Below are 16,784 nucleotides of genomic sequence, written 5' to 3'. Positions count from 1 at the left end.
TTTTTCCTCCTTGATTGGGTACGCATATTGGCCCCATCGTATCAAAAAAAACGCCGGCGGGCAATATATAGGAAGAACTTTCGTGCCGCCGCGCGGGTTTCAGCGCGGTCACCGCTGCGCCGCCCACTCGCTTTGAAGCAGCGACCATTCGTGGACGTCGTGGAAGCCATCCGCCAGCCGCTCGCCCTGCCGCAGGGTGCCATCCAGGTGAAAGCCGGCCTTGGCCGCCACGGCGTTGCTGGCCGGGTTGTCCACCGCCGCGCGAATCACCACGCGGTTGCGCCCGTACTCGGTGAAGGCCAGGTCGCACATCGCGGCCACCGCCCGGTGCATGATGCCCTTGCCGCGAAAGGCGGCCCCCAGCCAGTAGCCGAGATCGGTGCTGGCGCCGGCGTCGTCGAAGCCGTTGAAGCTGATGGTCCCGGCCGGCTGCCCTTGGTAGTAAATCACTAAGTTGACCGACTGCCCAGTGCCAAAATGCGCCAGCGTCATGGTCAAAAAGGCCTGCTCCCCGGCCGCGTCCTTGGTGTCAAGCGCCCAGGGCAAAAACCGCCCGATCGCCGCGCGGTCGGCGTCGATCAGCGCAAACAGCGCCGGCGCGTCAACCGCCGGTCGCGGCAGGGCCAGCGCCAGCTCGTCGTCGATTGGATACATAAACATAGTGTCATCTCCTCGTTGCTCACAGTTTACGCTTGCGGTCTGTGGCGGGCAAGGCGCGATCAGAGGCGCCGCTTGAGGCCGCGCTGCGCTTCTTCGCTCTGGTGGGGCCAGCGCCAGCCGGCATCGCGGCAACGGTGAGCTCGGAGCGGCACTCGCGGCCAGGTTCGGACCCCACGCGTCACCCCGACGCTACCCGTCCCGCGTGGTTCGCCGGCCGCCGCTCTGGTTCAAAAATCAGTCTCAGGGACTACTTCACCTGTCGGGGTAATCGTGCTATGATTACTCCGACAGACGAAGTAGTGAGGTGAGCGCATGATTTCAAGCGACGGCATTCGCGGCTACAACGACGCCATTATTCTGGCCGTCCTGCAAGACGGCGATTCATACGGCTACCGGATTGCCCAACGCATCACGCAACGCACCGCTGGCGCCTACGAGATTCGCGAGACCACGCTGTATTCGGCCTTCACGCGACTGACCAAGGCCGGCTACATCACGGCGTATCCAGGCGAGATCTCGTACGGCCGGCCCCGGACGTACTACCACCTGACCGCCGAGGGCGCCGCCTTTTTGGCCGGCAAAAAAACCGAGTGGGTCCAGGTGCAGCGGGTTGTCAATCAGTTTTTAGCGGAGGAGCAGTGACATGGAGACTTTACAGACATACCTAGACGGGTTGTTCAAGGCGGTGCCGGACACGCCCAAAACCAGAAAGGCCAAGCAAGACCTCTTGGACCTGATGACCGACCACTACCACGCGGAGCTCGCCTCGGGCAAGACGCCGGCCGAGGCGCTGGGCCTTGTGATCAGCGAGTTCGGCGATGTGGACGAGGTGATGGACGCGCTGGAGGTCGACCAACCGCTGACCGGCGACCCAACCGCCGCACAAGCCTCGCACGGCGTTTCGGCGGTGCTTGACGAAGACGCGGCGGCCGGTTTTTGGGCCGGCACGGACCGCTTTGCCAAGCTTTTGAGCCTCGGCATCGCGCTGATCATCGCCGGGCTCGGCTTCACGGCGCTGCTGTCGACCCAAGGCGGCCCCCTCGCCGCCGTGGCCTTTCTGGTCTGCACGGGCCTGGGCGTCGGCCTAATCATCGCCGCCAGCATGGGCTACCGCGACATCAGCCGCCCGGTGCGACACGCGCAAGTAACCGCGGCCACGCAGGCGCTGGCGCAAAGCCGCGCCACCGACTACAGCCGGCCGCACAGCATCGGCCTGGTCGGCGGCATTCTGATGTGCATCGGCTCGCTGATTCCGCCGATTCTCAGCAACTACGGCAGCTTCACCGGTGACGAGGCCGGCGCCGCCTTCTTCCTGTTCGTCGCGGTCGGCGTCTACTTCCTGGTTTACACCAGCATCGTGGCCGGCGGCTTCAGTCGCCTGACTCGCGCCAAAGTCGCCGCCGCAACCGAAGCCACCGCAGACGACTGGGACGACGCCAGTGAAGCGGCGGCCGCAACCGCGCGTGACTGGCAGACGCAAACCAACACCCCACCGCGCCACGGCGGCGTGTTGCCCCAAGACCTGGCCGGCCTGCAGCCCTTTTACTGGCCGGTGTTGACCACGGCCTTCCTGTTCTTCGGCTTCATCGCCGAGACCTGGTCGCTGGCCATCTTCATCCTGATTGTCGGCAGCCTCTTTGAAAAACCACTGTTCGGCAAGCGCAAATAACCGCAATCCCGCGTCTTTCCCTTGGAAAGGCGCCTTTTTTAACGGCCGCGGCGCCTTGACTTATGCCGATCACACTATCAAAATATAAGTATTACGTTAAAAGTGAGGTCTAACATGCTACTTGAACAAATCGATTCACCCAAGGACCTGAAAAAGCTGAGCGTGGCCCAGCTGCCCCAACTCGCCCAGGAAATTCGCCACGCCCTGTTGAACAAGGTCTCCCAAACCGGCGGCCACGTCGGGCCCAACCTCGGCGACGTGGAGCTGACCATCGCTTTTCACTACGTCTTCGACTCCCCGACCGACAAGGTGGTCTGGGACGTCTCACACCAAAGCTACACCCACAAGATTCTGACCGGCCGCAAGCAGGCTTGGCTGGACCCGGCCCACTACGACGACGTCTCCGGCTTCACCGCCCCTGAGGAAAGCCTCCACGACTTCTTCACCATCGGCCACACGTCGACGTCCATCGGCCTGGCGACCGGCATGGCGATTGCGCGGGACCACAAGCACGAGCCCGGCAACATCGTCGCGGTGATCGGCGACGGCTCGCTGTCCGGTGGTCTGGCCTACGAGGCGCTGAACAACGCCGCGGTGCTGGCCGGCCAGCTGATCATCGTGGTCAACGACAACGAGATGAGCATCGCCGAGAACCACGGCGGCATCTACCAAAACCTGAAGTTGCTGCGGGAGACCGATGGCAAGGCCGAGCGCAACCTCTTCAAGGCAATCGGGTTGGAGTACCGCTACGAGCCCAACGGCAATGACGTCGCCGCGATGATCGCCGCCTTCCAGGCGGTCGCTGACCTCGACCACCCGATCGTGCTGCACGTCCACACCGACAAGGGGCTGGGTTACGCCCCGGCCGAAATCGACAAGGAACACTGGCACTGGCACGTTCCCTTCGACCTGACCACCGGCGTCGCCTTGCACCAAGGTGCGGGCGTGTCCTACAACAGCCTGATTCTGGACCGGCTGGAAAAGCACATCCAAGAAGACGCCGCGCCAATCTACGCGCTGAACGCCGCCATCCCCGGTTCGTTTGGCCTCAAGCGCTTCGCCGCCGACTACCCCAAGCGCTACATCGACGTCGGCATCGCCGAGCAGGTGTCCATCACCCTGGCGGCCGGCCTGGCGCAGCAGGGCATGCGGCCGGTGGTGTTCCACTCCGGCACCTTCTTGCAACGCGCCTACGACCAGCTCTCCCATGATCTTGGCATCAACGCGCTGCCGACCGTCTTGATTCTTAACGGCGGGGCGGTCTCCGGCGGCGACCCAACGCACCAAGGCACCTTCGACATCGCGATGCTGGCCAACATCCCCAACCTGACCTACCTGGCCCCGACCACCGCAGAGGAGCTCTTGGCCCAGCTGGACTGGGCGCTGAGCCAAACCGCTGGCCCCGTCGCGATCCGGGTGCCAGCCCATGGCGTCCACAACGCCCCGCTTGACCCGGACTTCGCGCCGACGCGGTTGCACATCCAGCACCGCGGCAGCCAAGTGGCGCTCTTGGGGCTGGGATCGGCCATGCCGACCGCCCAGGCGGTGGCCAAGCAGCTGGCCGCACACAACATCGACGCCACGCTGGCCGATCCGCGCAGCACCAACGCCGTGACCGCCGCAGACCTCGACCAGCTGGCCGACCACCAGCTGGTGGTCACGATCGAGGAAGGCAGCCTGGACGGCGGCTTCGGTCAAAAAGTCGCGGCCCACTTCGGCCCGACCGCCACGCGGGTGTTGACCGTCGGCGCCAAGCGCCAGTTCAACGACCGCGAAAGCACGGCCGAACTGCTGCAGCGCGACCACCTGACCCCGGATCTGATCACCGCGGACATTCTCAAGGTGCTGGCCGATTAATCGGTCCAGGCGCCGTCGCCACGATGCGGCAGCGCCTTTTTGGCGGCGACTATTTAGACGAAATTCGAAATTGTGATTGCCTTTCGAACGCGGCGGCCGTATAATTTAGACAAAATTCGAAATAGGAGGTCAACTCATGACCGCTTTGAAAGACAACCTGCCCCTCCTGCTGCCGCTGGTCGCCATCGACTTGGGCCTGTTGATCACGGCGCTGGTGTCGATTCTGCGCCACCACCACTTCCGCTACGGCAACAAGGTGATCTGGCTGATCGCGATTTTTGCCATCCACCCCTTCGGCGCCATCGCCTACCTGCTGTTCGGCCGGGAGGTGCAGTGATGGCCCTGGTTGAGCTGCAGCACGTGAGCAAGGCCTTCAAGGACCAGCCGGTGTTGACCGACCTGTCCCTGGCCGTCCCGGAGGGCAGCATCTACGGCTTCGTCGGCGAGAACGGCGCCGGCAAAACCACGACGATGAAGCTGATCTTGGGACTGCTGCAGCGCGACGCCGGCACCATCACCGTCGCCGGTCGCCCCGTGGTCTACGGCGGCGCCGCCGTGGCGGCCGGCATCGGCTACCTGCCGGATGTCCCGGAGTTTTACGACGAGCTGACCCCCAGCGAGTACCTGAGCCTGTGCGGCCGGCTGACCGGCATCGACCGCCGCGAGCTGCCGCAGCGCATCACCGCGATGCTCAAGACGGTCGGCTTGCCGCAAAACCGCCGGCGCATCCGCGGCTTCTCCCGCGGCATGAAGCAGCGCCTCGGGGTGGCCCAGGCGCTGCTGGCGAGACCAAGGCTGCTGATTGCAGACGAGCCGACCTCGGCGCTTGACCCCACCGGTCGCCGCGAGTTCTTGGACCTGCTGGCCAGCCTGCGCGGGGCAACCACCATCTTGTTGTCCAGCCACATCCTCGGCGACGTCGAGCGCATCTGCGACCACGTCGGCATCCTGCACGGCGGCCGCCTCCAGGCCCAGGGGCCGCTGAAAGCACTGCTCGCCGCTCACGCCCAGGCCAAGGTGGCACTGGGTTTTGAGGACGCGGCAACCACGCAACGGGCGGCCGCCGTGCTTCACGTCGCGGCGGCCGGGTCCGGCGCGGCCGCTAAGCCGGGCGAGTCCGGCACGGCCGCGCAACCGGATGCCACCGCAGCGGCTGCGACCACCCTGCTGCTGCCGGCCGCCCAGGGGCCAACCCAGGCGCTACAGCCGGCGCTGGCCGCCTTGCTGGCCCAAGGGCTGGTGCCGGTTCGCGTCAGCCCGGTGCAGCCGAGTCTGGAGGATCTGTTCATGGAGGTGACACGATGAAGGCGACCTGGTTTTTCCTGCGCAAGGAGGGGCTGGTGCATTGGCGCCGCGGCCGCTTCCTGCTGATTGGGCTGGTGTTTTTGCTGTTTGCCCTTGAGAGTCCCTTGGTGGCCCGGCTGACCCCGCAGCTGCTCAAGAGCATGGGCAACGGTATTCAGATTACGCTGCCGGCGCCGACCAGCGTCGATTCCTGGACCCAGTTTTACAAAAACATCGACCAGCTCGGCGTCTTCCTCTTCGCCATCGTCTGGTCCGGCAGCATCGCCGCCGAGGTCAAAAGCGGCACCTTGGTGAACCTCGTGACCAAGGGCCTGCCGCGTTACGCGGTGGTGCTGGCCAAGTTCGCGCTGGCCGCGGCGACCTGGCTTTTGGCCCTGCTCGGCAGTTTTCTCGTCACCTGGGCCTACACCGCTTACTACTTCAAGGACACGCTGACGCCACACGTCTGGCAGGGGCTGTGGCCGCTGGCGCTGTACGGCCTGATGGTCATCGCCATCACCCTGCTGGGCTCGGCCGCCACCCAAAGCAGCTTTGCCGGCTTCATCGCCGTGGCGGCCAGCGTCGTGGTGATGGGCCTGGGCGACATGTGGCGGCCCCTGCGGCGGTTCAACCCGTTGAGCCTGACCACCAAACGCGCTGCCCTGGGTTCGCGGCACCAAGACGCTGGCCAGCGTCGCCCCGGCCTTCGCCCTGACGGTGCTGATCACCGGCGGCTGCCTGGCCCTGGCCATCGTCGCGCTGAACCGGCGCCGGCTGTGAGGCGGCGAGTTGGCCGCCGCAACGCACCCACGCTCACAAGGAGGTCACATGGCACTCACTGATACCCTCAAGGCCATCAACGACCCGGTGCGGCGCCAGATTCTGGAGCTGCTCAAAAAAGGCGACCAATCCGCCGGCGACATCGCCGCGCAGTTCGACCTGTCGCAGGCCACGGTGTCCTACCACCTGAAGCTGCTGCGCCAGGCCGGGTTGGTCGATCTGAACAAAGACAAGAATTTCATCTACTACAGCCTGAATCTCAGCGTGTTCGAGGAGCTTCTGGGCTGGATCTACGACCTGGGAGGCCACCACGATGAATCCTAAACGCATGCTTGCCGTCACCGTTCCCGTCATTCTCGCCCCGATTTTGTACGGCCTGGCGGTGTACAACCGGCTGCCGGCGACGATGGCCATTCACTGGGGCATCGACAGCCAACCCAACGGCTGGGCCCCGCGCCCCTTGGTGGTCTTCGGGCTGCCGGTGATGATGGCCGTGTTCCAGGCCGTCGTGCTGCTGGTGCCGCGCGGCAAGCAGGCCGCCCCGCGCTTCGAGCGGGTGGTCGACTGGCTGATGCCGCTTCTCACCGTGATTTTGTACATCACCACCATCCAGATCGGCCTGGGCCAGCGGCTGGATGTCTGGCGCATCGCGACACTTCTGATCGCCGTGATGTTTCTGGCGATGGGCAACTACCTGCCGACGGTGCCGGCCGACTACAGCCGCCGCGTGTTGCAGCCGCGCCGGCCGCTGCCCAAACCCACCCTGCGCTGGCTGGGTCGGGCGATGGTGCTCGGCGGGTTGCTGCTGCTGGTCAGCCTGTTCTTGCACCCCCTGGTCTCCGTCGCCGTCCTGGCCGCCACGGTTTTGGCGCTGCTGGTGCTGCCGCTGGCCATCAAGTGACACCGAAAATGGGCCACACCCGATTGCCTGGGTGTGACCCATTTTGCGTCGCCGACGCCTCGTTAATTGGGAAAAAGCCGCGCCACGATGGCCGCCACCGGCTCGACGCGGGTCAGCTTGCCGGCAATCTGGCCGGCCATCAAGGTGCCGTGGTCGACGTCACCGGCGATTGCCCGAGACAGGCTGCCGGTGGTCATCGCCTGCAGCGAGTCGGCGTCGGCCCCGGCGGCCTCGGCCTCCAAGTAGGCGGCGGTCAGCGGGTTCTTGAGGCTTCGCACCGCATCGTGAAGCGCCAGACCCGTGACCACCGTGTCGGTGTCCGTGGCCGCGATCACCGCGTCCTTGTAGGCCGCAGCGATCGGCGTTTCGTTCGCCACCAGAAAGGCGGTGCCGACCTGAACCCCGCTTGCGCCCAGCGCCTGGGCCGCCGCGACACCGGCCGCATCGGCGATGCCGCCGGCGGCAAATACCGGCAGGTCGACCTTGGCCGCTACCTGCTGCACCAGGCTGAAGGTGGTTTCGGTGCCGATGTGGCCGCCGGACTCCATGCCTTCGGCGACCAGGGCGTCGACGCCCAGCGCCGCCATTTTGGCCGCGACCTTCACGCTTGGAATCACCGCGACCACCTTGGTCCCCACCGCCTGGATTGCCTGGCAAAAGGCCTTGGGGGTGCCGGCGCTAGTGGTGACCACCGGCACCGGATGCGCGATCAGGTAAGGCACGATCTCGGCCATGTTGGGTTGTTGCAGCATCAGGTTGACCCCGAACGGCTGGTCGGTCGCCGCGCGAACCGCCGCGATCGCCGCCGCCAGGTCTGCGACCGTCATGTTGGCGGTGGTCAACACCCCGAGGCCACCGGCGTTGCTGACCGCCGCCACCAAAGGCGGTAGCGAGATCTGCGCCAAGGCGCCTTGAATCAAGGGGTAGCGGGTGCCAAGAATTGTCGTCATGATGTAAACTTCCTTTCGCGATCGGTGCGACCACGTGGCCGCGATACGCACAGCCTACGCCAAAGCCCGGCGTATTGCCTTCACAGGTTGGCGCTTTTGCCCAAAATCAGTTGCTGCTCTTGTCCGGCAGGAACGGCTGCACCAGCCCGGCCAGCGCCTCGACGTTGCGCGTCTGAATGTAGACCCGCCCGGAGCCCGAAAAGTGGTTGACCAGCCCCTCGCCGGTGGTGAAGCCAAAGGCGCCGCTGGCCGCCTCGATGCGGTAATCGAGGGTGCTGGCCCAGGCGACCACGTGATTGTTGTCGATCACGTAATCGTCGGCCGCCGCCAGGTCCAGTGCCAGCAGGTCACCGTATGCGCTGACCAGCATCGTGCCGCGGCCGTGCGTCGCCATCACGAACAGGCCGCCGGTGCCGCCGAACAGCGCCCGACCGACGCTTTGGCGCTCCATCTTGTAGCCCGTGGTCGCATCCGCGGCCAAAAAGGCGCCGGTATTCAGCCGCCACTGGTGGTCATCATCAACCGTCAGCTCGCGAATCGCCCCGGGGTTGCCCGGCGCCACGGCCAGCTCGCCGGCAGCCGCCGTCGCCGTCGCCGTGGTGATGAAAAAGGACTCACCGGAGGTCATGCTGCGGCCGATCGCACTCATCAAGCCGCCCAGCCCACCCTTGCCGTTGCTATTCATCCGCCCCTCAAGCGCCACCCGGCCGTTGTGGTAAATCATCGCGCCGGATTCGATCTGAACCGCCTGCCCTTGATCCAGGTGAATCACCGCGATGGGAAACGTGTCGCTGCCCTGCAATTGATAATCCATGTTGCGCCTCCTTGGCGTCGCTGCGCCGCAAACAATGTTAATGATTTCACTAGCTCAGTGTATCATGCGTCACCGCCGAGCGGTAGCCCCGGTTCACCGCGCCACCGCGGGGTCAGACGCCAGCAATCGGCCTCGCTTTGGGCGGCTGAGGCCGACCGCAGCTCGGCACCGCGGACGGTAGATTGCGGCGTCGGCAGACCGCACCGTCCAGGACCGGACACCGCCTGCCATCTGTCCGTTGGCGGCGCCGGCCGCGACGGCTACACTGGGGCTGTTAATGATCATCACTTCACATTACCGGAGGTTTCCCATGAAGACAAACTTTGATTTTCTGATGCCAAGCGTCAACTTCTTTGGCCCCGGCGTCATCGCCAAAATCGGTGAGCGAGCCAAGATGCTGGACATGCACCACCCCTTGATTGTCACCGACAAGTTCCTGCAGGGCGTTGCCAACGGCCCGGTTGACCAGACCCTCGCCTCGCTGGACGCGGCCGGCATTACCTACGCCGTCTACAACGAAGTCGAGCCCAACCCCAAAGTTCGCAACATTCAGGCGGCCAAGGCGCTGTACCTGAGCGAACACTGCGACAGCATCATCACGGTCGGCGGCGGCTCGGCTCACGATACCGGCAAGGGTACCGGCATCATTTTGACCAACGGCGACGACATCACCGCGTTGGCCGGCATCGAGACCCTGACGGCGGCCCTGCCACCCTTGATGGCGGTCAACACCACCGCCGGCACCGGCTCCGAGCTGACGCGCCACTGCGTCATCACCAACGAGGCCACCCACCTGAAGTTCGTGGTGGTGTCTTGGCGCAACGTCCCGCTGGTGTCCTTCAACGACCCGGCCCTGCAGCTGGACGTGCCGGCCAAGCTGACCGCCGCTACCGGCATGGACGCCTACGTGCAGGCCATCGAGCCTTACGTGTCGCTCAACCGCAACCCGATCACCGACGCGCAGTGCCTGCAGGCGATTCGCCTGATCGAAAAGCACCTGCGGCCGGCCGTGGCCAACGGTCACGACCTGGCGGCTCGCACCGGCATGGTCGAGGCCGAGATGCTGGCCGGCATGGCCTTCAACAATGCCGACTTGGGCTACGTCCATGCGATGGCCCATCAGCTGGGCGGTCAGTACGACGCGCCGCACGGGGTCTGCTGCGCCTTGCTTCTGCCGATCGTCGAGCAGTACAACCTGATGGCCTGCCCGGACCGCTTCGCCGAGTTGGCGGCGGCCATGGGTGAAAACACGGCGGGGTTGACCACCCGCCAGGCCGCAGAACTGGCGATCCGCCACATGCGACAGATGGCCCAAGACGTCGGGATTCCGGCCTCCATCAAGGCCTTGGGGGCCAAGCCGGCGGACTTTCCACTGATGGCCGAGAACGCCTTGAAGGACGGCAACGCCTTCTCCAATCCGCGCAAGGGCACCAAGGAAGCGCTGATCGCGCTGTTTCAGGCGGCCTACGACGCCGAATAATGTTCGCCAGGCCCTCCCGCGCGAGGGCCGTTTTGGCTACAATTAGCTCGAAGGGAGTGTGTGTGATGAAAAACAGTCAGTTAGCCGGCCGGAAGGTGCCGGCGATGGGCATCGGCACCTGGTACCTCGGCGAGGGCAGCCCGGCGCAAACCGAGCAGGAAATTGCGAGCCTGAGGTGCGGCCTCGACCACGGCGTGACCGTGATCGACACCGCCGAGATGTACGGTGACGGCGCCGCGGAAACCCTGGTCGGCGACGCGATTCGCGGCTACAACCGCGACGACCTGGTCGTCGTCTCCAAGTTTTACCCTTGGCATGCGACAGCGGCCAAGATGAAGGTCGCCTTGGCCGGCAGCCTGCACCGCCTCGGCCTCGACTACCTCGACTTGTACCTGCTGCACTGGCGCGGCTCAACGCCTTTGCGCGAAACCCTTGCCGGGATGCAGGCACTGCAGCAGGCCGGCCTGATCCGAGCGTTCGGCGTCTCCAATCTCGACGTCTCTGACCTCAAGGAGCTGGCGGCCCTGCCCGGCGGCGAGCAAATTCAGGCCAACGAGGTTCTTTACAACCTGCAGTCGCGCGGCATCGAGTACGACCTGATGCCGTACCAGGCCAAGCAAAACATCAGCCTGATCGGCTACTCGCCCTTCGGCTCCGGGGCCGGCCGCTCGATTCGCCTGCCACGCGAGGTCCAAGACCTCGCTCGGGCCAAGCACCTGAGCGACCACCAGCTGATGCTGGCCTGGACCATGCGCGACCACGTGCTGAGCATCCCCAAGGCGGCGACCCCGGCTCACATGACCGAAAACCTCGCCGCCCGGGACGTCACCTTCACCCCAGACGAGCTGGCCATCATCGACCGCGCCTTCCGCCGTCCCACCCACAAACAGCCGCTGGAGATGATATGAAGACCAGGGCGAAGCGGGGCGCTTAGGCGACCGGCTAGCGTGAGGCTGGCGGCTGGGCCGCACTTGGCCCAGGTGACGGCCTGAGCTAGACGCGTTGCCGATGCCCCGCGTAGCCCGACGAACCAGGGCGAAGTGACGCGCAGTTAGCCAGTCGGCCAGCGCAAGGCTAGACATTGGGCCGGACCTTGGCCCAGTGGCTGGCCTCAACTGGACGTACTGGCGTTGCGGCACGTAGCCCGACGAACCAGGGCGAAGCCAGGCGCCTTTAGCGGGACGGGTAGCCCAGCGTGGTGCTTGGGGCCGCACTTGGCCCGAAAATGTCCCGCGTCCGAAACCGTTTTCTCTGGTACACTGGTCGCGGAGGCGAAACTAATGACTGACAATGTATCTTGGTTCAAGCAAGCGAAGTACGGCATGATGATTCACTGGGGCCTATACTCGCTGTTGGGTGGGGCCTACCGCGGTCAGGCGGCCAGCGCCTACGCGGAGTGGATTCAGTCCAAGCGCCAGATTCCGATTGCCAACTACGCGCAGCTGGCCAAGGGCTTCAACCCGCTGTGCTTCGACGCCGACCGCATCGTCGCACTGGCGCAGGACTGCGGGATGTCTTACCTCGTGGTCACCGCCAAGCACCACGACGGCTTTGCGATGTACGACTCGGCCGTGTCCGACTACAACGTTGTGGCGCAAACACCGTTTCACCGCGACGTGATCGGTGAGCTCGCCGCGGCCTGCCGCCGCGCCGGGCTGCGCTTTGGCCTGTACTACTCGCAAGACCTCGATTGGCACGAGCCCAACGGCGGCGGTTACCTGAGCAACGACTTGGGCAACTCCGGCACCACCTGGGACAACAGCTGGGACTTTCCGGACACCCGGCGCAAGGATTTTGCCCAGTGCTTTTCCACCAAAATCCTGCCACAGGTCACGGAGCTGATGCAAAATTACGGCGACATCGCCACCGCCTGGTTCGACGTGCCGATGACGCTGAGCAAGGCCCAAAGCCAGGCCCTGTACGACACGGTCAAGCGCCTGCAGCCCGACTGCCTGATCAACTCGCGGCTGGGCAACGGCCAGTACGACTACGTGGTGCTGGGCGACAACGAGATCCCCCAGGCGATCGACCCGGCCGCCACGGCGGCAGTGGATTACAACGACATCGGGGGCTTCAAGCCGTCGCCGCTGGGCCTGTACGAATCCGCCGGCACGATGAACGACTCCTGGGGCTTCTCCTACCAGGACCACCACTGGAAAACGCCGCAGCAGTTGGCGACCACGCTGCAGCACCTGAACGGCCTGGGCATCAATTACCTGCTCAACGTTGGCCTGGATCCCCTCGGTCGCGTGCCGCTTGAGGCCGAAACTCGCCTGCGAACGGCCGCGGCCCTGGCGAACTGACCGCAGCGCAAAGGCGCCGAGCGTCTCGATTGTTGAATCGAGACGCTCGGCGCCTTTTTGGTGAGACCGGCTACTCGGTGGCCTTGAGGGCCCCGATCATGTCGATGTGGCGCAGCTTGCGGTGCGTGACCGCCATCACAATCGCGGCAAAGCCAATCATCAAGGCCGTCGAAGCTGCGACCCCCGGCCAGTGAATGATCACCGGGAAAATAATCTGCGCGGTCGCCGCTTGGTGCAGGATGAAGGCCAAAAGCCCCCAGCCGACCCCGTAGCCGGCCACGATGCCGACCAAGGTCAGCACGATGTTTTCGCGCATGATGTACATCGTCACCTCGCCGTCGTAAAAGCCCAGCACCTTGATGGTCGACAGCTCGCGGATGCGCTCGGAGACGTTGATGTTGGTGAGGTTGTACAGCACGACAAAGGACAAGACCCCGGACAGCAGGATGAAAATGAGCACCACCGGCCCCATGGTCTGGGTCATGGTCTCAACGCTTGTCACCTGGTCGCTTGAGAAGCTGGTGCCAAGCGCCGCGTTGGCCGCCAGCAGCTGATGCGCCAGGCGGTTTTGCTGCTTGGCGGTCGGGTCGGCCAGCCGCACGGCCAGCGTCGTGGTCGCAGGCGCCTTGCCGAACGCCGCGCGGTAGGCCTGGGGGCTGAGGTAGGCGAAGACGCCCATGTAGTTTTGGGTGACCCCGGCGACCTTCAGTCTGGCCTGGTCGCCGTCTGCGGTGGTGAAGGTCAGGTGGTCACCGGCCTCAACCCCGAGGCCCGAGGCGATTTTTTGGCTGATCACCACGCCCTTGGCCGGCAGCTTGCGGCTCAGCGTGACGTAGCGGCCAAAACCCGCCGGGTCAAGCGGCGTGAACAAGTTGACCTCGGTCAGCACCGTCGAATGGGCCTTGACCTTGCCGACCTGGGTGTTCAAAGCCGCGGCGCTTTGGAAGGCTGTGCTTTGGGCCAAAACGCGCCGGGCCTTGGCCGGTTGGCCGGCGGTTTTCAGCGCCACCAAGGCATCGTAGTGGAACACACCGCCGTATTGGGCGGAAGCGGTGCCGCCGATCGAGTCGCTGAGCCCGAAGCCGGTCAGCAAAAGCGCCGTGCCGCCGGCGATGCCGATGATGGTCATCACCATGCGGCTCTTGTAGCGAAACAGGTTGCGGTAGCTGACCTTCTGGTTGAAGCTCAGGCGCCGCCACAGCGGCCGAATGCGCTCAAGCCAGATCCGCTTGGCGGATTTTGGGGCCCGGGGCCGCATCAAGGCGGCCGGCTTCTCCTGCAGCTCGCGCGACACCACGACCACCGCGGCGCCAACCGTCGCCAGCAGCGAAAAGCCCAGCGCCAAGGCCCCGCTGCCCCACAGGACCGGCACGGTGACCACCATCGGGATGCTGTTGTGGTAAAGCGAAATCACCAGCCGCGGCAGGCTCCAGTTACCGATGACGGCCCCCAGCACCGCGCCGATGGTGCCGGCCATCAGAGCGTAGGTCACGTAATTCCTGGCAATCGCCCAGCGCGAGTAGCCCAGCGCCTTGAACGTGCCGATCTGCCCTCGCGCCTCCTCGACCATCCGCGTGACGGTGGTGAAGGTGATCAAGGCGGCGATCAGGAAGAAGAACACCGGAAACACGTTGGCAATCGCCGCGATGCGATCCGAGGAATCGGCGAAGGCGGCAAAGCCGGACAGGTCGGCTCGCGTCTGCCAGGTGTAGGTGGTGTGAATGCTGGCGGTGAGCTTGGTCCGGGCCGCCGCCAGTTTGGCCTGTGCCGCCTTCAACTGCTTCTCCTGGGCGGTAATCTCAGGTGTGGTGGTCAGGGTACCGCGGCTTTGAGTCACCACCTGCTGCTTGGCGGCCGCAAGCTTGGCCTGCGCCGCCTTCAGGTCTGCCTGCTTTTGCTCAAGCGGCGCGGCCGCCTGCTTGAGCAACGCCGCGTCGCGCTTGGGGGCTCGCTTGGCAAAAACCGCCTTGAGCCGCCGCAGCTTAGCGGCCACCTGAACCTTGTAGGGCTTGCTGTAGGTGTTGTGGTCTTGAAGGGCCGCAAACCGCACGTTCAGCAGGGTGGCCACGGAAAGCTTCAGTTGGGCCTCCGGCAGGTAGGCGAAGTAACGCACCGTGCCGTCGCCGATGTTGGCGGCGCCGCGGCTGGTGTTGTCGATGTAGGCCGGCGAATCGGCGAAGCCGACCACCTTGTAGGTGCGACGGCGCAGCTTGGCGCTGGCCGGGAAGCGGTAGGTGTCGCCCAGCTTGAAGTCGTACTCGGCCTTGGCGCGTTGGTCCAGCACGATTTGGTCGGCCGCTTGAGGCAGGTGACCCGCACGCAACGTCAGCTGGTTTTGGCTCAGGCCCTTGCGGTAGCCGTACAAGGCGACCACGTTGTCGCCTTCGCCGGTCGCGAACTTGAATTTCAGCGCTTCGGCGGTAGCGCCTTTGACCTGCTTGGCCGTGGCCACATCGGCCTTGGTGAAGCCGGTGGTCGACATCAACTGCACATCGCTCAGCTTGGCGTCTTGAACGGTCGCGCTCATCGAGCCGTTGAGCCCGGGACCGGCCGCCTTAACGCCGACGAAAATCAGCGTCCCGAGCAAAATGATCAAGATGATGGCGATGAAGCGACCGCGGTTGGCGCGAATCTCGCGCCACATGTTTTTAGTCATCGGACGCATGGCACTCACCACGCAATCTCTTCAACCGGCGTCGGGTTGGGATTGTCAATCACCTCACGCACCCGGGCGTCGTTGATGTGAATCACCCGGTCGGCCATCTTGGCCAGGGCCGCGTTGTGGGTGATGATCAGCACCGTTTTGCCGTCTTTGCGGCTGGCCGCCTGCAACAGCCCCAGCACCTGCTTGCCGGTTTCGTAATCCAAGGCCCCGGTCGGCTCGTCGCACAACAGCAGCTTGGGGTTTTTGGCCAGGGCCCGGGCGATGGCGACGCGCTGCTGCTCACCGCCGGACAGCTGGGAGGGAAAATTGTCCAGCCGGTTACCCAGCCCGACTTCCCGCAGCGTAGTCTCGGCGTCCAAGGCGTCTTTGACAATCGAGTTGGCCATCTCCACGTTTTCCTTGGTGGTGAGGTTGGGAATCAGGTTGTAGAACTGAAAGACGAACCCGACCTGCTCGCGGCGGTAGGTGGTCAGCTCCCGGTCGTTGAACCGGGCGATGTCGACCCCATCGATCACAACCTGGCCGGACGTCGGGGTGTCCATGCCGCCCAGAATGTTCAAGACGGTCGACTTGCCGGCGCCGCTGGGGCCGAGAATGACGGTCAGCTGCCCCGCCTCGCAGTTGAACGACAGGTCGTGGTTGGCGACGATCTCGGTTTCACCCATCTGGTACCGCTTGAATTCGTTACGCACTTCGATATAGCTCACGATTAACCTCCATTAACCAGACACATTGTTGGTATAATGATATTATGCAAGAATGGCCGGGCGGGTACAACCAGCAATTCCGGCCGGCGTGTCATGAATTGAACACACCGTGACCGATTTGTTCGATTCGGTTGTGACACCTCACCCAATTACCCAAGGAGGCCACACATGGTCGGGACCAAAAACAATCGTCGGACGCAATACACCAAGCAGCGGCTGCGCGACGCCATGGTCACGCTTTTGGCGACGCAGCCGCTGGCCAAGATCACCGTCACCCAGCTTTGCGCCGTGGCCGATGTCAACCGCGGCACGTTTTACGCCCATTACCAAGACCCCACCGCCTTGTTCCACGCCATCGAGGCCGACCTGATCGCCACCATCCGCCCCCTGCTGAGCGATCAGCCGCTGCAAAGCTGGCTGCCACAGGTGCTGGCGGTGATCGCCAAGGAAGAGGCGGCGACGCAGATCATCATTCGCAACCTCGACGACTCGCCGCTCCTGCAGGCCATCTTGGCCCCGATTCGCCAACGCACCCTGGCCGAGTACCAGCACCTGTTTCACGAGGACGACCCGGCGGTACTTAACTACTACTTCGAGTTTTGCCTCAGCGGCGCGGTGCGAGTGATCACCAGCTGGCTGCGCGGCGGTGCCAAGGAAACGCCGGCGCAGATTGCCGCGGTGATCGGCGACCTATCGCCGCTGTGAGCGTCTGAC

General features: G+C 64.6%; 17 protein-coding genes. 12 read left to right on the top strand and 5 right to left on the bottom strand.

What is annotated here, in order from left to right:
• Window positions 1-108 precede the first annotated feature (108 nt).
• Window positions 109-660: a GNAT family N-acetyltransferase gene (locus tag ACYVRZ_RS04320; protein WP_461225133.1), complete on the bottom strand. Its 552-nt coding sequence runs from the start codon at window positions 658-660 to the stop codon at window positions 109-111.
• Between the two features lie 312 nt (window positions 661-972).
• On the opposite strand from ACYVRZ_RS04320, the gene ACYVRZ_RS04315 reads away from it, so the two are divergent.
• The 8 genes from ACYVRZ_RS04315 (at window position 973) to ACYVRZ_RS04280 (ending at window position 7,151) form a co-directional block, all read left to right on the top strand.
• Window positions 973-1,302: a PadR family transcriptional regulator gene (locus tag ACYVRZ_RS04315; RefSeq protein WP_461225131.1), complete on the top strand. Its 330-nt coding sequence runs from the start codon at window positions 973-975 to the stop codon at window positions 1,300-1,302.
• Between the two features lies 1 nt (window position 1,303).
• On the top strand, window positions 1,304-2,329 hold the full coding sequence (locus ACYVRZ_RS04310) for a permease prefix domain 1-containing protein (protein WP_461225129.1): 1,026 nt from the start codon (window positions 1,304-1,306) through the stop codon (window positions 2,327-2,329).
• Between the two features lie 114 nt (window positions 2,330-2,443).
• Window positions 2,444-4,186 (top strand): 1-deoxy-D-xylulose-5-phosphate synthase, encoded by a 1,743-nt coding sequence (locus ACYVRZ_RS04305; protein ID WP_461225128.1) that lies wholly within the window; start codon window positions 2,444-2,446, stop codon window positions 4,184-4,186.
• Window positions 4,187-4,322: 136 nt separating this feature from the next.
• Window positions 4,323-4,523, top strand: a complete 201-nt coding sequence (locus ACYVRZ_RS04300; protein WP_262316530.1) for a PLD nuclease N-terminal domain-containing protein — start codon at window positions 4,323-4,325, stop codon at window positions 4,521-4,523.
• Window positions 4,523-5,491, top strand: a complete 969-nt coding sequence (locus ACYVRZ_RS04295; RefSeq protein ID WP_461225125.1) for an ABC transporter ATP-binding protein — start codon at window positions 4,523-4,525, stop codon at window positions 5,489-5,491. The genes ACYVRZ_RS04300 and ACYVRZ_RS04295 overlap by 1 nt, the downstream gene beginning before the upstream one ends.
• Window positions 5,488-6,312: an ABC transporter permease gene (locus tag ACYVRZ_RS04290; RefSeq protein ID WP_461225123.1), complete on the top strand. Its 825-nt coding sequence runs from the start codon at window positions 5,488-5,490 to the stop codon at window positions 6,310-6,312. Before ACYVRZ_RS04295 ends, ACYVRZ_RS04290 begins: the two co-directional genes overlap by 4 nt.
• Window positions 6,299-6,574 (top strand): autorepressor SdpR family transcription factor, encoded by a 276-nt coding sequence (locus ACYVRZ_RS04285; protein ID WP_262316533.1) that lies wholly within the window; start codon window positions 6,299-6,301, stop codon window positions 6,572-6,574. Before ACYVRZ_RS04290 ends, ACYVRZ_RS04285 begins: the two co-directional genes overlap by 14 nt.
• On the top strand, window positions 6,564-7,151 hold the full coding sequence (locus ACYVRZ_RS04280; protein ID WP_461225121.1) for a DUF1648 domain-containing protein: 588 nt from the start codon (window positions 6,564-6,566) through the stop codon (window positions 7,149-7,151). Before ACYVRZ_RS04285 ends, ACYVRZ_RS04280 begins: the two co-directional genes overlap by 11 nt.
• Before the next feature lie 62 nt (window positions 7,152-7,213).
• On the opposite strand, the gene ACYVRZ_RS04275 is transcribed toward ACYVRZ_RS04280, so the two are convergent.
• Both ACYVRZ_RS04275 and ACYVRZ_RS04270 read right to left on the bottom strand, forming a co-directional pair.
• Entirely contained in the window at window positions 7,214-8,101 is an 888-nt protein-coding gene (locus tag ACYVRZ_RS04275) for an NAD(P)H-dependent flavin oxidoreductase (protein WP_461225119.1), read from the bottom strand.
• 106 nt (window positions 8,102-8,207) lie between these two features.
• Window positions 8,208-8,915, bottom strand: a complete 708-nt coding sequence (locus tag ACYVRZ_RS04270) for a TIGR00266 family protein (RefSeq protein ID WP_461225117.1) — start codon at window positions 8,913-8,915, stop codon at window positions 8,208-8,210.
• Window positions 8,916-9,225: 310 nt separating this feature from the next.
• Here ACYVRZ_RS04270 and ACYVRZ_RS04265 point away from each other — a divergent pair, with 310 nt between their 5' ends.
• The 3 genes from ACYVRZ_RS04265 (at window position 9,226) to ACYVRZ_RS04255 (ending at window position 12,698) form a co-directional block, all read left to right on the top strand.
• Window positions 9,226-10,395 carry an iron-containing alcohol dehydrogenase gene (locus ACYVRZ_RS04265; RefSeq protein WP_461225116.1) on the top strand — a complete coding sequence of 390 codons (1,170 nt, stop codon included), beginning with the start codon at window positions 9,226-9,228 and terminating at the stop codon, window positions 10,393-10,395.
• A 65-nt stretch (window positions 10,396-10,460) separates the two neighbouring features.
• The gene (locus ACYVRZ_RS04260; protein WP_461225115.1) at window positions 10,461-11,303 is read left to right on the top strand and encodes an aldo/keto reductase; all 843 of its coding nucleotides are present in this window, start codon (window positions 10,461-10,463) and stop codon (window positions 11,301-11,303) included.
• 372 nt (window positions 11,304-11,675) lie between these two features.
• A complete protein-coding gene (locus tag ACYVRZ_RS04255; protein ID WP_461225113.1) occupies window positions 11,676-12,698 on the top strand; it encodes an alpha-L-fucosidase in 1,023 nt (340 codons plus the stop codon).
• A gap of 70 nt (window positions 12,699-12,768) precedes the next feature.
• On the opposite strand, the gene ACYVRZ_RS04250 is transcribed toward ACYVRZ_RS04255, so the two are convergent.
• The gene (locus tag ACYVRZ_RS04250; RefSeq protein WP_461225111.1) at window positions 12,769-15,363 is read right to left on the bottom strand and encodes an ABC transporter permease; all 2,595 of its coding nucleotides are present in this window, start codon (window positions 15,361-15,363) and stop codon (window positions 12,769-12,771) included.
• Window positions 15,364-15,368: 5 nt separating this feature from the next.
• On the bottom strand, window positions 15,369-16,070 hold the full coding sequence (locus ACYVRZ_RS04245) for an ABC transporter ATP-binding protein (protein ID WP_461225109.1): 702 nt from the start codon (window positions 16,068-16,070) through the stop codon (window positions 15,369-15,371).
• A 168-nt stretch (window positions 16,071-16,238) separates the two neighbouring features.
• Here ACYVRZ_RS04245 and ACYVRZ_RS04240 point away from each other — a divergent pair, with 168 nt between their 5' ends.
• Window positions 16,239-16,775 carry a TetR/AcrR family transcriptional regulator gene (locus ACYVRZ_RS04240; protein WP_461225108.1) on the top strand — a complete coding sequence of 179 codons (537 nt, stop codon included), beginning with the start codon at window positions 16,239-16,241 and terminating at the stop codon, window positions 16,773-16,775.
• The last annotated feature ends 9 nt before the right edge of the window (window positions 16,776-16,784 follow it).

The organism is Lacticaseibacillus suihuaensis (assembly GCF_054785075.1).
Note: the sequence above shows the minus strand (reverse complement) of the source record. Positions and strands in the feature narration are given on the sequence as shown.